The 14,135-nt window shown below is 38.7% G+C and carries 13 protein-coding genes; 9 read left to right on the top strand and 4 right to left on the bottom strand.

The genetic code is table 11. The features are described 5' to 3' along the window. Positions 1 to 127: 127 nt before the first annotated feature. Together LB450_RS11265 and LB450_RS11260 are read right to left on the bottom strand one after the other, a co-directional pair. A complete protein-coding gene (locus LB450_RS11265; RefSeq protein ID WP_224488721.1) occupies positions 128 to 895 on the bottom strand; it encodes an alpha/beta fold hydrolase in 768 nt (255 codons plus the stop codon). 94 nt (positions 896 to 989) lie between these two features. Further along, positions 990 to 1,703, bottom strand: a complete 714-nt coding sequence (locus tag LB450_RS11260; RefSeq protein WP_224488719.1) for a pyridoxine 5'-phosphate synthase — start codon at positions 1,701 to 1,703, stop codon at positions 990 to 992. Between the two features lie 78 nt (positions 1,704 to 1,781). Here LB450_RS11260 and LB450_RS11255 point away from each other — a divergent pair, with 78 nt between their 5' ends. The 8 genes from LB450_RS11255 to murI all read left to right on the top strand — a co-directional run bounded on the left by LB450_RS11255 (position 1,782) and on the right by murI (position 9,683). Continuing rightward, positions 1,782 to 2,438: a CBS domain-containing protein gene (locus LB450_RS11255; protein ID WP_224488712.1), complete on the top strand. Its 657-nt coding sequence runs from the start codon at positions 1,782 to 1,784 to the stop codon at positions 2,436 to 2,438. A gap of 6 nt (positions 2,439 to 2,444) precedes the next feature. Then, entirely contained in the window at positions 2,445 to 3,332 is an 888-nt protein-coding gene (locus LB450_RS11250; RefSeq protein WP_224488710.1) for an NAD kinase, read from the top strand. A gap of 96 nt (positions 3,333 to 3,428) precedes the next feature. After that, a complete protein-coding gene (gene porG, locus LB450_RS11245) occupies positions 3,429 to 4,139 on the top strand; it encodes a type IX secretion system protein PorG (RefSeq protein ID WP_224488708.1) in 711 nt (236 codons plus the stop codon). Between the two features lie 3 nt (positions 4,140 to 4,142). Next, positions 4,143 to 4,880, top strand: coding sequence for an isoprenyl transferase (locus LB450_RS11240; protein ID WP_224488706.1), 738 nt, complete (start codon positions 4,143 to 4,145; stop codon positions 4,878 to 4,880). Beyond that, positions 4,816 to 7,473 (top strand): outer membrane protein assembly factor BamA, encoded by a 2,658-nt coding sequence (bamA, locus tag LB450_RS11235; protein WP_224488705.1) that lies wholly within the window; start codon positions 4,816 to 4,818, stop codon positions 7,471 to 7,473. The genes LB450_RS11240 and bamA overlap by 65 nt, the downstream gene beginning before the upstream one ends. A 30-nt stretch (positions 7,474 to 7,503) precedes the next feature. Beyond that, positions 7,504 to 8,298 carry an OmpH family outer membrane protein gene (locus LB450_RS11230; RefSeq protein ID WP_224488703.1) on the top strand — a complete coding sequence of 265 codons (795 nt, stop codon included), beginning with the start codon at positions 7,504 to 7,506 and terminating at the stop codon, positions 8,296 to 8,298. 25 nt (positions 8,299 to 8,323) lie between these two features. Continuing rightward, on the top strand, positions 8,324 to 8,833 hold the full coding sequence (locus LB450_RS11225; protein WP_224488701.1) for an OmpH family outer membrane protein: 510 nt from the start codon (positions 8,324 to 8,326) through the stop codon (positions 8,831 to 8,833). 61 nt (positions 8,834 to 8,894) lie between these two features. Further along, positions 8,895 to 9,683 carry a glutamate racemase gene (gene murI, locus LB450_RS11220; protein WP_224488699.1) on the top strand — a complete coding sequence of 263 codons (789 nt, stop codon included), beginning with the start codon at positions 8,895 to 8,897 and terminating at the stop codon, positions 9,681 to 9,683. Here murI and LB450_RS11215 read toward each other — a convergent pair. After that, positions 9,680 to 10,714, bottom strand: coding sequence for a type IX secretion system membrane protein PorP/SprF (locus LB450_RS11215; protein WP_322962779.1), 1,035 nt, complete (start codon positions 10,712 to 10,714; stop codon positions 9,680 to 9,682). The genes murI and LB450_RS11215 overlap by 4 nt on opposite strands. Positions 10,715 to 10,893: 179 nt before the next feature. On the opposite strand from LB450_RS11215, the gene LB450_RS11210 reads away from it, so the two are divergent. Further along, a complete protein-coding gene (locus LB450_RS11210; RefSeq protein WP_224488697.1) occupies positions 10,894 to 11,805 on the top strand; it encodes a NifU family protein in 912 nt (303 codons plus the stop codon). Positions 11,806 to 12,359: 554 nt separating this feature from the next. Here the strand turns inward: LB450_RS11210 and LB450_RS11205 are convergent. Next, complete coding sequence (locus LB450_RS11205; protein ID WP_224488695.1) at positions 12,360 to 12,779, bottom strand: CBS domain-containing protein; 420 nt, start codon at positions 12,777 to 12,779, stop codon at positions 12,360 to 12,362. Between the last annotated feature and the right edge of the window lie 1,356 nt (positions 12,780 to 14,135).

Raw genomic sequence — 14,135 nt, 5'->3', positions numbered from 1 at the left:
GAGAACTTGCCTGCTCTTAAAGACAGACAAGCTCTGTTCAGCATTAGAATAAAACCAGCAAACTATTCGGTTGACTTTTTAATTGTCTTGAAAACAACAATTAAGCCAGGTCTTGAGTGGTGATGACTTAAGATTTCAGGTGAGCTAAACTCACTTTAAAAAACTCATCCCGTTTTTCGGCATGCACCCAATGTCCGGCATTTTCTATAACCTGAATGTCGAAATTTTGAAAATGAGAAGAGATGTCACTGGTGTCACTTTCTTTGATGTAGTCTGAATTACCAGCTTTTAAAAATAAGGTTTCACCAGAATAGGTAGCGTTTTGAGGTAAGCCTTTGCCCACTTCTTCTATGTTTTGTTTTAAAGCATCAATATTGAGTCTCAGATTAAGTTCTTCCTGTGTTTTCCAGTACAGATTTTTCAGCAAAAATTGCCGTATTGGTTTTTCTGAAATGTATTCAGCTAAGAGCTCATCAGCATCTGTTCTCGAGGTGAGTTTCTCCTCCGAAATTTTTGTCAACCCCTCCAAAATCTGCTGGTGATGTGGTGCATAATATTTGGGAGCGATATCCACTATGATAAGTTTATCTACTTGCTCAGGATAAAGGGTAGCAAATCTCATGGCGGTTTTTCCCCCCATAGAATGACCTATAATCGAGGCTGAATCAAAGCCTTTTTCTTTAAAATAGCCGTTCAGATCCTCAGCCAAAAGATCGTAACTGAAGGCGTCTTCATGAGGGCTTCTTCCGTGATTTCTTTGATCGACAAGATGAACTTCAAAACCTTCTTTTGAATAAGAGTTTGCCAGGGTTTTCCAGTTATCACCCATGCCTAAAAATCCGTGGAGAATAACAAGCGGCTGTCCTTTCCCTTTTATTTTTGAATGTAATTTCATGTGTATAGTTTAGTATTCTTTAATGATCGCACTCGCCTGAATAACTCAGTTAGGCAGGAGTGAGCTTTGATGATTTAAATCATACCGATTTCATCTAGCTTAATTTTTTAAGATAAGCGTTCACCACAGGTTGCAGCCCATCGTAAAGGGCTTCAGAAATCAAAGCATGACCTATGGAAACCTCATCTAAAAATGGAATTTTATGCGCGAAAAATTCAATATTATCCAGTGATAAATCATGACCGGCATTTATCCCCAGACCAAGCCGCTTAGCTTCTTCTGCGCAAATAATGTAAGGCTGAATGGCTTTTATCTTATCTTCCGTGTAGCCTTGAGCATAGGATTCTGTGTACAACTCTATTCTGTCGGTACCCACTTCAGCAGCCCCTTGAATCATTTCGATGTTCGGATCTACAAAAATTGAGGTTCTGATCCCGTGAGCTTTAAACTTGGAAATAACTTCTGTCAGGAACTCTTTATTTTTGATCGTATCCCAGCCGGCATTGGAAGTCAGCACATCTTCGGCATCTGGCACTAAAGTGACCTGAGCGGGTTTTGCTTCCAGGACCAGGTCTATAAATTTCTGATTGGGATTGCCTTCAATGTTAAATTCGGTCGTCACCACTTTGGTCAGGTCTCTGACATCGGCATATCTGATGTGGCGTTCATCTGGCCTTGGATGAACGGTGATGCCCTGAGCGCCAAAAGATTCCAGTCGCTTTGCAGCTTCAACAACATTTGGTGTATTTCCTCCCCTTGCGTTTCTTAAGGTCGCAATTTTATTAATGTTAACACTAAGTCTTATCATTGTTAGTTTTTAAACAAAAATACAATCATAAGCGAGACTTTGCTTGGATTTTGTGTAATTTGCAACAAAAGATCAGTTATGATTTGGCAAAATTTTATAGACCAAACTTTACAGCCTATTCAGGTTTCTGATACTATTTCAGAAATAAGACAAGCCTTTAAAGCTTCGAAGTTTAATCATCTTCCAGTTTTCAAAAAAGAAGTTTTTAAAGGGAGTATTAATTTAGATGATCTCATCGACCTGGACACAAGCTTACCCCTTTCAGAATATAAATATCTTATCGAGGTATTTTATGCTGAAATCCATAATACAAACCTGGACCTTATCCATGAATTTGCTAACCACCAAACCAACTTGCTTCCTGTTCTGGATCCTGACAAAAAATACAGGGGAGTCATGAAGCTGGAGGATATTCTGGACTTATTTGGCGAAAGTCCATTTGTTGCCAATGAGGGCGAAGTGATGATCTTAAGGAAAGAAAGGACAAAATTCGCTTTTAGTGAAGTCGCTCAACTTATAGAAACCTTAAATGCGCGTGTTTCTGGAATGTATATCAGTCAGCTCACGCAGGACACGGTGGAAATCACCGTAAAAGTAGAGCACCAGGGCATCAATGAGATTTTACAAACCTTTAGGCGTTATGATTATCAAATCGCAAGCGAACATCCTGAAGATTTGTTTGCTGAAGATCTCAAAGAACATTCAGATTACCTCAATAAATACCTAGATATTTAAAGCATTATGACAAATCGTGTTGCCATATTTGGTCAGTCGTTTTATCCTGAAACTGAAAAATATCTTGCCCAGCTTTTGGAAGTTTTGAAATCTAATGGGGTGGAAGTCATCATAGAAAAGGAGTATTTCAAATTGCTTTTAAAGGAAAAATCTGTTGAAGATTTACAGGACTATACTACTTTCGAAACCCTAAATGAATCTGTAGACTTATTTTTTACCATCGGTGGCGATGGAACCATTTTATCTGCGGTAAAATTTGTGAAAAACCTGAACATCCCCATCATAGGTATTAATACCGGGAGGCTGGGATTTCTGGCGACGGTTCATAAAGACGAAATCAAAAAAAGCATTGAAGACATTCTCGCCGGGAATTATAAGGCTTCTGAGCGCTCTTTGCTGGAAGTCAAACTGGATTCTGAAGATTTTTCACTAGGTCAGTTTTCTTTTGCTCTTAACGATGTAGCCATCAGCAGAAAGGAGACCACTTCTATGATAACTATTGAAACCTGGTTAAATGATGAGTTTCTGAATTCGTATTGGTCAGACGGCATTATCATCTCTACCCCTACAGGCTCCACTGGATATTCTCTGAGTTGTGGAGGTCCTATTGTTACTCCACAAACCAAGAGTTTTATCATCACTCCTATCGCTCCTCATAATCTAAATGCAAGACCACTTGTCATACCAGACCATCTGGAAATCAAATTAAAAATTTCAGGAAGAGAAGATCAATACCTCATCTCGCTGGACTCAAGGCTGGCCAGTTTAGATAAGGACACTATAGTGCGGATAAAAAAAGCTGATTTCAATATCAAGCTGGTCTGGTTGCAAAACGATAGTTTCATCACAACCCTTAGAAAGAAATTATCATGGGGTCAGGATAAACGCAATTGAGACAATAAATTAAACTTAAATGTGTTTTTAGATGACAAGTAGTCTTAAATATTACCCGTTTAAGTATAGTTATATATTTGTAACTTTTTGAAATTTATGAGATATGTTTTTATTATCATCTCTATCTGTATGGGAATCCAGCTTGCAAACGCACAGACTTATGAAATAGGTTTAGTGTTTGGGAGCACTAATTTTGTTGGTGATGTAGGATCTCAATCCTTTGTACAGCCTAAAGATTATTTTAGTCAGGATAAAACCTCTTACGGAGCCATTTTAAAATGGAACAGAAGCCCTAGGCATGCTTTTCGTCTTACAGTCATCAGAATGAACACCTTTGACAGCGATTTCAGGTCGGACGAACCAGGAAAGCTTAGTCGAGGTTATGATTTTGAGACGGATATCACTGAATTTTCTTTTGGTCTTGAATTCAATTTTCTGGATTGGGATTTACATGAATTGAAACGCCCGCTAGTCACTCCCTATTTGTACACAGGACCTGCTTATTTTCTCACCAATGAATTTTTTGTTGATGACAATCAGCTTGTTAAAGGAAATTCTACTTCAAATTTCGCTATACCTATGGTTTTTGGGGTGAAAGGCGCTTTAAGCAGGCATTGGATAGTGGCGGCTGAATTTGGTGCCAGATATACCTTTACAGATAATTTGGACGGAAGTGCACCCGAAGAAATAAACAGTCAAACAATTTATCCTACCTTTGGCAACTCTAACATGAACGATTGGTATATGTTTGCAGGAATCACGCTAACGTACACCTTTGGTCGTAAGCCGTGTTACTGCAATTTTTAATGAATGGATTTTAAGTCAAACATCATAGTCGAAAAGTTGCCTGAGCACATAGCTATCATTATGGATGGAAATGGGCGTTGGGCCAAAAAACAAGGTTTAATGCGAGTGAAAGGTCACGAAAAAGGGACCAAGGCCGTAAGAGAAACTGTAGAAGGTTGTGCAGAGCTTGGTGTAAAAAACCTGACGCTTTACGCCTTTTCTACCGAAAACTGGAAACGGCCAAAACTTGAAGTACAAACTTTAATGAGACTTCTGGTTTCCTCATTGAAAGGTGAAATAAAAACCTTACAAAAGAACAAAATCAAGCTTCAAGCCATTGGGTGTATAGAAAACCTGCCCTCCAAAGCAAGAAAGGAACTCAATGAGGTCATCGAGAAAACCGCTCATAATGATCACATGACTCTGACTCTTGCCTTAAGTTATGGTTCTCGGGAAGAGCTGATTCAAACTGTAAAAAAAATAAGTGAAAAAGTAAAAAATAACATAATAGATTCAGAAAGTATTGATGAATCTACAATAAATAAGCATCTTTACACCCGAAATTTACCAGACGTAGATTTGATGATTCGCACAAGCGGAGAGCAGCGAATCAGTAATTTTCTATTATGGCAAATGGCCTATGCAGAATTGTATTTTACAGATACTCTCTGGCCAGATTTCAGAAAAGAAAACCTTTTTGAAGCAATTTACGAATACCAAAAAAGAGAAAGAAGATTTGGAAAAACAAGTGAACAACTCTAAGTACTCCTTATTGTTTGCTAGAGCAACTAGGTATATATCAGTTCTAGCTATTATATTATTTAGTGCATTAACAAGTGCTCAAAACTCACCACTAGAAGCTGCCGGCAAAAAATATACGCTTGGAGAAATAGAAGTAATTGGGTCGACCAGCTACAATGAGCAAACTGTAATTGCTTTTACGGGCCTTAAAAAAGGCGATGAAATCTATATCCCTGGCGATAAAATAAGCAAAGTCCTGAAAAAACTCTGGGATCTGGGCTTGTTTAGTGACATCAATTTTTATCTGAAGAATGTTGATGGGGATGTAGCAGATTTACAACTGGAAATCGTAGAAGTCCCCAAGCTGAATGAGGTTAAAGTAAGAGGAATCAAAAAGCGTAAAAGAGATGAAATCGTAAAGGATAATGAGTTGCAGAAGGGTACTAAAGTTACTGAAAACTTCATCATCAACCTCAAAAATACTTTAGAAGATAAATACAAAGAAAAAGGCTTTCTAAACATTAAGGCCAACATCATCACCACTCCTGTTGTAGATACTACTTCCACAGATAATTTGGTGAACATGACGCTTGATATTGAAAAAGGCGATAAAGTAAAGATAAGTTCCATAAATATAGAAGGGAACGAGGAGTTTTCGGACTGGAAAGTAAAGCGAATGATGAAAAAAACCAAAGAGAAATTTTTTCTTAGGTTTTGGAAACGTTCCAAGTTTATTGAAGATGAGTATGAAGCGGATAAAGAAAGAATCGTCAAAAAATTTAAAGAAAAAGGCTACCGTGATGCAAGAATCATAAGTGACTCTGTTGTTGTGAATTCTGATACGGATATCGCGCTTAATATTGAAGTTAAGGAAGGCAAAAGGTATTACTTCGGAAATATCGAATTCCTGGGAAATTCTGCCTATACTGATGCCCAATTAAATCAGTTGATGGGAATTCGTAAAGGGGATCCTTACAACGGGACTATTCTTCAAAATAAAATTGCAAATAAAGAAAAACCAGATGCAGATGATATCACCAACTTGTATCAAAACAATGGTTACTTATTCTCAAACATCACCCCTGTAGAAACAAGAATTTATAACGATACTATCGATTTTGAAATCAGGATAAACGAAGGTAAAATCGCGTACTTTAATGAAATACGGGTTACAGGAAACGATAAAACCAACGATAATGTCATCTTTAGAAATTTAAGGACTCGTCCTGGTCAGCAATACAGCAAGCAGGATGTCATGAATACCATTCGTGAACTTGGTCAGCTTGGGTTTTTCAATGCTGAAAATCTAGAGCCCAAATTCGAAAATGTAGACCCGCAGTCCGGGACTCTGGATTTACACTACATTGTAGAGGAACAAGGCAGTAGCCAGATAGAACTTCAGGGGGGTTACGGTGGCGGAGGATTTATTGGAACTTTAGGATTGAGGTTCAACAATTTCTCTATTAAAAACATTTTCAATAAGGAAGCTTACAAGCCTGTTCCTATGGGAGATGGCCAATCGCTTTCCTTAAGAGCGCAAGCGAGTTTAGCTTTTCAAAACTATAGCTTATCATTTGTAGAGCCCTGGTTGGGAGGTAAAAAACCTGTACAGCTTTCTGTTTCACTTTCTCAAACTATTCAGTTTTTATTTAATCCTTTGACCAGGCGAGCAGACAACGACCGAAGCTTTACGATATCAGGTATCAATATAGGTTTTGCAAAACGTCTGAGAGAGCCAGACCAAAACTTTACGCTATCTACCGCAATTGGATATCAAAATTTCCAACTGAACAATTACAACATTGGTTTATTTAATTTTCCTAACGGCTTTTCTAACAACTTATCATTTACAGTTGGTTTAAACAGAAACAACACATTCACCAATCCTATTTTCCCGATGGGTGGATCCGAATTTGATGTTTCCGTGAAATTCACCCTGCCTTATTCCGCCTTTAATGATGTGGATTACGGGGAACTTCGTCAGCAACGAAATGAAGCTATTGCAAACAATAACCAGGAAGCTTTAGCAAATATTGACCAGCAAAGGTTTAACTGGCTTGAATTTTATAAAATAAAATTTAGCGGAGACTGGTATAATAATTTGTTCGATAAATTAGTTTTAAAGACAGGCTTTGAATATGGATTTTTAGGAGCTTATAATAATGACAGGGGAATTCCTCCTTTTGAGCGTTTCTTCTTAGGTGGTGATGGCCTTGCGGGATTTGCACTGGATGGTCGTGAAATCGTTGCTTTAAGAGGTTATCCTAACCAATCCATTCTTCCAAGGTCGAGAACCGTTGGAGGAGAGGAAAGTTTTAACGATGGAGCCTCCATATATCATAAATACACCATGGAATTGAGATATCCGATCACTTTAAAACCAACTGCTTCTATTTATGGCCTTGCCTTTGTAGAAGGTGGTGCTACTTTCGATGATTTCAAAGACTTTACCCCTTTCGAAATGAGTCGATCTGCAGGTGCTGGTTTGCGTATCTTTATGCCTGCCTTTGGTTTGTTAGGTATTGACTTTGGATATGGATTTGATCCAATTCCCGGAGCCAATACCGGAGCTAACGGATGGGAAACTCATTTTATTATTGGTCAGCAATTCTAAAAGTGGCATGGTTTTTATTAATAGTTAGTTATGAAGTTGCTTAATTCCTTTTTAATTTTCAGTTTTTTTACCTTAAGCGTATGCGGACAAGCAGGTCTGAAAATTGCTTATGTGGATATGGACTATGTTTTAGAAAAGATGCCTAATTATAACCAAGCTTCGGAGCAACTGAATTTAAAAGTTCAGCAGTGGAGAACTGAAATTGAAAGTAAACAAAATGAAATTGAAACTTTAAAAGCAGAACTGGAAAATGAAAAACCTCTTCTTACTACAAATCTTATTCAGGATATGGAAGATGAAATCAGATTTCTGGAAAATGAGTTGCTGGACTACCGCAACAAGCGATTTGGCGTTTCTGGTGACTTTATTGTTCAAAAAAGACAATTGATTCAACCGATACAAGACCAGGTTTTTAATGCCATTCAGGAATTAGGTGAAACGAGAGGTTATGATTTTATTTTTGAAAATTCAGCAGATGCTTTACTTTTGTTTTCCGCAAGACGACATGATGTAAGTGAAGTCATTCTGAAGTTAATCACTAGAAACTCCAGAAAGGAAGAAACCAGTGTCATAGAGGAGATGGAGGATTATAAGTCTGTAGAAAAGGCTGAAGAGGACAAAATCGAAGAAAGGAAAAAGGCGATTAAAGCACAGGAATCGAGAACTCAACGAGAGGCTCTTTTAAACGAAAGGGAGCGCAAAAGAGATTCCATTCGAGATGCCCGGGAACGAAAGCTTGAAGAACGAAGGGCAAAAATACTAGAACAACGAGAAGAACGTCAAAGAGAAAGAGACTCTATAAAAAACGCTAAAGAAAACAATTAATTAAACACTAAATTAAATTTAAGAAATGAGAAATTTAAAAACAATTGCAATAGCCTTAGTATTGTCTTTTGGATTGATGGCAACCGCAAACGCCCAGTCTAAAATTGCACACATCAACTCTCAGGAATTTGTACAAAGCTTACCTAGTTATCAGGCTGCGATGACAGAGGTTGATCAACGTGAAAAAACCTATCGAAAAGAAATTGACGATTTATTGAAAGAAGCTCAAAAAACAAACGAGCGTTACCAGAGGGAAGCTCCTACAAAAACTGAAGAAGAAAACAACAAACGAGCAAGAGAACTTCAGGAAATGCAACAGTCTATCATGGAATATAGACAAACAGCATCTGAGGATCTTCAGAAAAAGCAAGAGGAGTTGATGAGACCGGTTTTGGAAAGAGCCAGAGAAGTCATCCAGGAAGTAGCGAGAGCTAAAGGTTATGACTATGTAGTTGACTCTTCACTGGGATCAGGAGTATTGATGGCCGATGGCTATGACTTAATGCCCGATGCTAAAGCTGCCATAGGAAAGTAATACATGTTACGTTTTAATTCATACAAAAAGACCATCTTTGTGATGGTCTTTTTTAGTTAGTATGTCTCAACAACCTATTGTTTTATTTGATTCTGGCGTAGGAGGAGCTTCTATTTTGAAAGAAATAGTCGAGCGGCTTCCTTATGAACATTTTATTTATCTCGCCGATAGTAAAAACGCTCCCTACGGAGAAAGGAGCCCTCAGGAAATCATCAATTTGAGCGTGAAAAATACAGAGTATGCCCTACGCATGAACGCCAAACTTATCGTCGTAGCTTGCAACACAGCAACAACGAATGCCATCTCCTACCTCAGAACGCATTACCAACTTCCCTTTGTGGGTATAGAGCCCGCCATAAAGACAGCAGCTTTAAATTCAGAAGTAAAAAGAATTGGTGTGCTTGCTACTAAAGGGACGCTGAGCAGTAAACTGTTCAAGCAAACCTCTGAAGCATTTACACAAGGTATTGGTGTGGTAGAAGTGGTAGGAAAAGGCATTGTAGAAGCTGTAGAAGGCGGCTGGACTTCTGAGCAAAATTTTCTTGACCATCTGAATATACAGGTGCAAGCCTTTATTGAAGAAGATATCGATTATCTTGTCCTGGGCTGCACTCATTTTCCTTATATCATACCTCAGCTTGAGCAGTTGCTTCCACCTCATGTGAAGATCATAGATTCTGGCAGGGCCGTAGCAAAGCAAACTGAAACTCTATTGATGGAAAATAAGCTTAAAACCTCATCTACACATCCGGGCGAGGTTGAAATCTATACCAATGTGGATAATGTCTTTCACCTGAAACAACTGACTAAAGAAATTCCGAATGCTGTGGTAAGAAGAGATGACTTTTAATAATTTACAGCCGGGCAGCTGCACTCATAACGCTTTCGGGTTACTCCAAAATCATATCCAAGTGTAATTTGATGAAAACCACTGGTAGAAATCACTTCAGAAAAAGCCTGATGAGAATAGGTATAAGCTACCATGAATCGATTATAATTAAATCCGATAAATGGTGAGATGTACTGCAACTTTTCGGATTGAGTCTCAGAATCGGGTGCTGTAAAATCTATACCATCCAAGGCTCTTCGGTAAGAAATACCACCCCAGATTTGCCCCATATTAAGTTCGTAGTAAGTTTTAAAATTGAAATCGAGACTGGACTGATTTAAAGCCTCACTATGTTGAAAAAACAGAGAAGGTTCAAAAACCCAACGGGATTCTAAAGACGATATAGTGTAACCTACAGATGCTAAATACTGTCTTTGGTTGCTGGTTTCAAACACTTCGCTATACGTCCTACGCTCTTGAGGGAGTAAGTTTTTGAAGGTGACATGAGCAAAAAAATCCAAAAAGAAATAAGAGACTCCAACGTCTACATTGAAAAAAGTTTCAGCGCGTTGAGAACCGTCTAGGGCAGGGTCTGGAATTCCGATAGTGCCGAGTCCGGTTTGATCCAGGCGATCCTGCATTACACCGGCACTTAACCCAAAAGAAAGCTGATTGATATCTATTGTAGATCTTGAATACATGAGGTGATAAGCAAAGGTCACCTGCGCACCTTGCTGGGTAAATCTGCCGTTGGAGTCATTATAAAGAATCCCTCCTAAAGCCACTTTGTCATTTACCCTTCCATTCACACTCAAGGTTTGCAAGCTCGGAGCATTTTCCATATCAAACCACTGCTGCCGGGCAGTAAGTCTTGCTTTATTAAAATTGGAAGCACCAGCCATGGAGGGGTGAACCAGGTAATAGTTATCCGTTAAATAGTCCATATAAATGGGCAAACTAAGACTTTGAGCAGAAGCAATGCTCGATGCCAGGGTCACATAAACCAACAGCATCACCAGGACTATTTTCTGAAAACTAAAACTAAAGGTCAAAAAAATTATTTAATGATTAATGATATTTCCAAATATACATCTTATAGCTATTTGCAAGGAAAGTCCTCGATAAATCAAGACAACTTTAATATATGTAAGCATGAAATCATTTGCCAATAGAAACTCAAATCATTCTTTCCTAGACATTTGTTTTGTAATTTTGCAAAAAATAGTGGATTATGTCGAATTATACTGTAGAACTAAAATCAACCAATAAGCCTTCCATACTGAAATTTGAATTCAACGAATTTTTGACCAAACAAAAAGGCTACGAATATCATAATATAGAAGAAGCAGCGAATTCGCCCTTAGCTTCTCAATTGTTTTACCTGCCCTTTGTAAAAACGGTTTATATCTCTCAAAATTTTATCGCTATTGAAAAATATAATATCGTGGAGTGGGAAGATGTTCAGGATGAAGTAGCGGAGCAACTTCTGAACCACCTGAACGATGGAGGGAAAATCGTAAACGAAGACGAAGCCAAATCAACCAAAAAGGTACCAGTCACCGTTTATGCCGAAAGTACACCCAACCCTTCGGTGATGAAATTTGTGGCTAATAAGAAATTGGTGCTGGAGTCTGCAGAGTTTAAAACTATAGATGATGCTGACCGTTCTCCCTTAGCTCAAAAGCTATTTCATTTTCCTTTCGTAAAAGAGGTATTTATGGATGAAAATTACATCTCCATCAATAAGTACGATATGGCTGAATGGGATATGATTACCAACGAACTTAGAGGTTTTATAAAAAACTACATCGAAGAAGGCGGGCCTGTTTTGAAAACGGGATCGGTTTCAAAAGAAAAAACTGAAGACACTTCAACCCCAAAAATTGACACTTCCAATCTTGATGAGATCTCTAAGGAAATAGTTCAGATTCTGGAAGAATACGTGAAGCCCGCTGTTGCAAGTGACGGTGGAAATATCATGTTCAAGTCCTATAATAAAGAGTCCAAAGACGTAGAAGTGATTTTACAAGGCGCCTGTAGCGGTTGTCCTTCCTCGACTATTACCCTAAAAAATGGGATCGAAACCATGCTAAAAGAAATGCTTCAGGGCAAAATCAATAATGTAGTCGCCTACAACGGATAGTAGCCGAACTCTGAAAAGTAAAATAGCCTGTCATTTCGAGGAAAGCGAAGACCTAGAACAAAGACTAAGACTAAGACAAAAAGTGAAATGGCGGTGTGGTGATGTGTTGACTTGTAAAGTTGACTGGTCTACAGTCGACTGTCCACAGAAAAATAAGTCTTTGTCTTCGTCAAAGTTCACGGTAGTATAGCCAACCGCCAAAGGGTCTAAAAGACCAGTTGTGTTCTTCAAAACGCAGAAACCTGTCATTTCGAGGGAAGCGCTAGTGTCGGGCTTGCCTGCGTTTCCTTGGCAAAGGCAGGAAATCTTTTAGACAACTAAGACCAAGACCAAAAGTGAAATGGCGGTGTGGTGATGTAGTGACGTGGTGGTGTAGCGGTGACTGGGACAATAGACCAGTAAACCAGTTCACGTCAAAGAGTTAATAGCTAATAGTCAACGGTCCACAGTCCACAGAGGATAAAGTTTTAGTCTTCGTCAAAGTCTAAGTTTTAGTCAAACGCCAAAGGTTAACTGCCGAAAGTTCCCCGCCTAAGGCGGGCTAGGGGGCTTATCTATTTACACTTCGTATTGTAATACCGAATCATATCGGTAGTGGTGACAATGCCTACCAACTTGTCGTTTTCAATCACCGGCAGGGCATGAAAGTTTTTGCTGATAAATAGTTTAGCAGCGTCTTCGATAGAGTCGGAAGCCTTGACAAAGTACACTTGTTTGGACATGACTTGCTCTAAATTAAACATATCGTAAACCGTGGTTTCTACGGTTTCACCATCATCGTTTGCTGAATCTGCAAAAGAGATGCGCAGGAGGTCGTTATAACTCAGCATGCCTACAATTTTATTGCCACTCACCACGGGCAGGTGGCGTATGTTATTGCTTTTGAATAGGGATTCTGCTTTGGTAAGCGAATCTTCCAGATTGAGCTTCACCAGGTTTTTAGTCATCAATTTCTGAATTTGTGTCGTTTTCATAGCTCCTGAATTTTAAATTGTTATAAATGTACTTAAGATCAGGCGTATATTTCATGACGAAAGTCATAATTCGTCAGGGTTTTAGGGGGAAGCAGAAAGCAGGAATTAGGGAGTAGGTGTTAGGTAGTAGAGCGAAGGAACTGGTGTCTGAGTCTGTCTTTCCTTGAAACGCAGACAGGAAATCTTGTTCAGGGTGACGCGATACAATCGCGCACCAAACTCGGTGAGTCTGTGAGTTTTTGAGTTCTTGAGGAAGATTGTTTATGGTTTTTAGTGTAGTCGTGTAATGGTATAATCGTGTATTCGCTTTATAAGTGAACAGTGAACGGTGAGCAGTGAAGGGTGATGGTGGCTGAGTCTGTCTTTCCTTGAAACGAAGGCAGGAAATCTTATTCAGGGTGTCGCGATACAATCGCGCACCAAACTTGGTGAGTCTGTGAGTTTTTGAGTTCTTGAGTTCTTGAGGAAGATTTTTTATAGTTTTTAGTTCATCGTATAGTGGTATAATCGAGTAATCGTGTATTCGCTTTATAAGTGAACAGTGAACAGTGAACAGTGAAGGGTGATGGTGGCTGAGCTTGCCTGCCTGCGTTCCTTGGCAGGCAGGCTTAGGGTGTGTAAGCTACCGAAAACCCTTTAGATTAAACTTATAACCCAAGACGGAGCTTAAATTCAGCGGCATGCTTAAAGCTGAATGTCTGAACACTAAACGTCCAACTCTACATAAAATCAAAAAAAGCATAAAAATAAAAAAGCAAGGCGATTAAACCTTGCTTTTCGTTGGAACGGTCTCAAAATCAGATGAAATTCTGATACAGTTGATCGTGTTAGTTATGCAAATATTTATTTTAAAAAAGACATTGCGTTACGGTTTAACCGTACTTTTGTTACGGGAAAACCGTACATTTTGTTTTTTGTAGCCAAAGTAGTGGTGAGTAGTGAGTTCCTCCCCCAGCCCCTCCCAAGGAGGGGAGTCGATTCCTCCCCCTAGCCCCTCCTAAGGAGGGGAGTTTATTCGATGATTTTTCTTTTCTCCTTCTACCATCTAACTTCTAATATTTAATATCTGCAATAGCGGTGAGTCTCTGAGTTGGTTAGTAGTGAGTAGAAAGTACAAAGTACAAAGTAGCAAGTACAAAGTATTAAGTAGTGTGACCTTCCCTAAATAGCGTTGACCGTTTAAAACCATTTACCAATGATAAATTTTAAAGTTATTAGAAATAAAGACCTCTTCCCTCGTATGTTTGATTTCATATAAATATAGATTTATAAATTTAAAGAATCAATTATAAAGGGTCTCAATAAGAGTATGGTTCTTCCCTTGATAACAATTACGTATATCGCCCTTGAGATAAT

The sequence above is a fragment of the Psychroflexus curvus genome (genome assembly GCF_020164585.1).
In the GTDB taxonomy this organism is placed as follows: Bacteria; Bacteroidota; Bacteroidia; order Flavobacteriales; family Flavobacteriaceae; genus Psychroflexus; species Psychroflexus curvus.
The sequence above is the reverse complement of the archived record's forward strand: the minus strand, read 5'-3'. Positions and strand labels throughout refer to the sequence as shown.

Coding starts and splice junctions, on each gene's coding strand:
- porG (WP_224488708.1), top strand. CDS start 3,429: ATGAGATATGTTTTTATTATCATCTCTATCTGTATGGGAATCCAGCTT.
- LB450_RS11240 (WP_224488706.1), top strand. CDS start 4,143: ATGGATTTTAAGTCAAACATCATAGTCGAAAAGTTGCCTGAGCACATA.
- LB450_RS11205 (WP_224488695.1), bottom strand. CDS start 12,779: ATGAAAACGACACAAATTCAGAAATTGATGACTAAAAACCTGGTGAAG.
- murI (WP_224488699.1), top strand. CDS start 8,895: ATGTCTCAACAACCTATTGTTTTATTTGATTCTGGCGTAGGAGGAGCT.
- LB450_RS11255 (WP_224488712.1), top strand. CDS start 1,782: ATGATTTGGCAAAATTTTATAGACCAAACTTTACAGCCTATTCAGGTT.
- LB450_RS11250 (WP_224488710.1), top strand. CDS start 2,445: ATGACAAATCGTGTTGCCATATTTGGTCAGTCGTTTTATCCTGAAACT.
- LB450_RS11260 (WP_224488719.1), bottom strand. CDS start 1,703: ATGATAAGACTTAGTGTTAACATTAATAAAATTGCGACCTTAAGAAAC.
- LB450_RS11265 (WP_224488721.1), bottom strand. CDS start 895: ATGAAATTACATTCAAAAATAAAAGGGAAAGGACAGCCGCTTGTTATT.
- LB450_RS11210 (WP_224488697.1), top strand. CDS start 10,894: ATGTCGAATTATACTGTAGAACTAAAATCAACCAATAAGCCTTCCATA.
- LB450_RS11225 (WP_224488701.1), top strand. CDS start 8,324: ATGAGAAATTTAAAAACAATTGCAATAGCCTTAGTATTGTCTTTTGGA.
- LB450_RS11230 (WP_224488703.1), top strand. CDS start 7,504: ATGAAGTTGCTTAATTCCTTTTTAATTTTCAGTTTTTTTACCTTAAGC.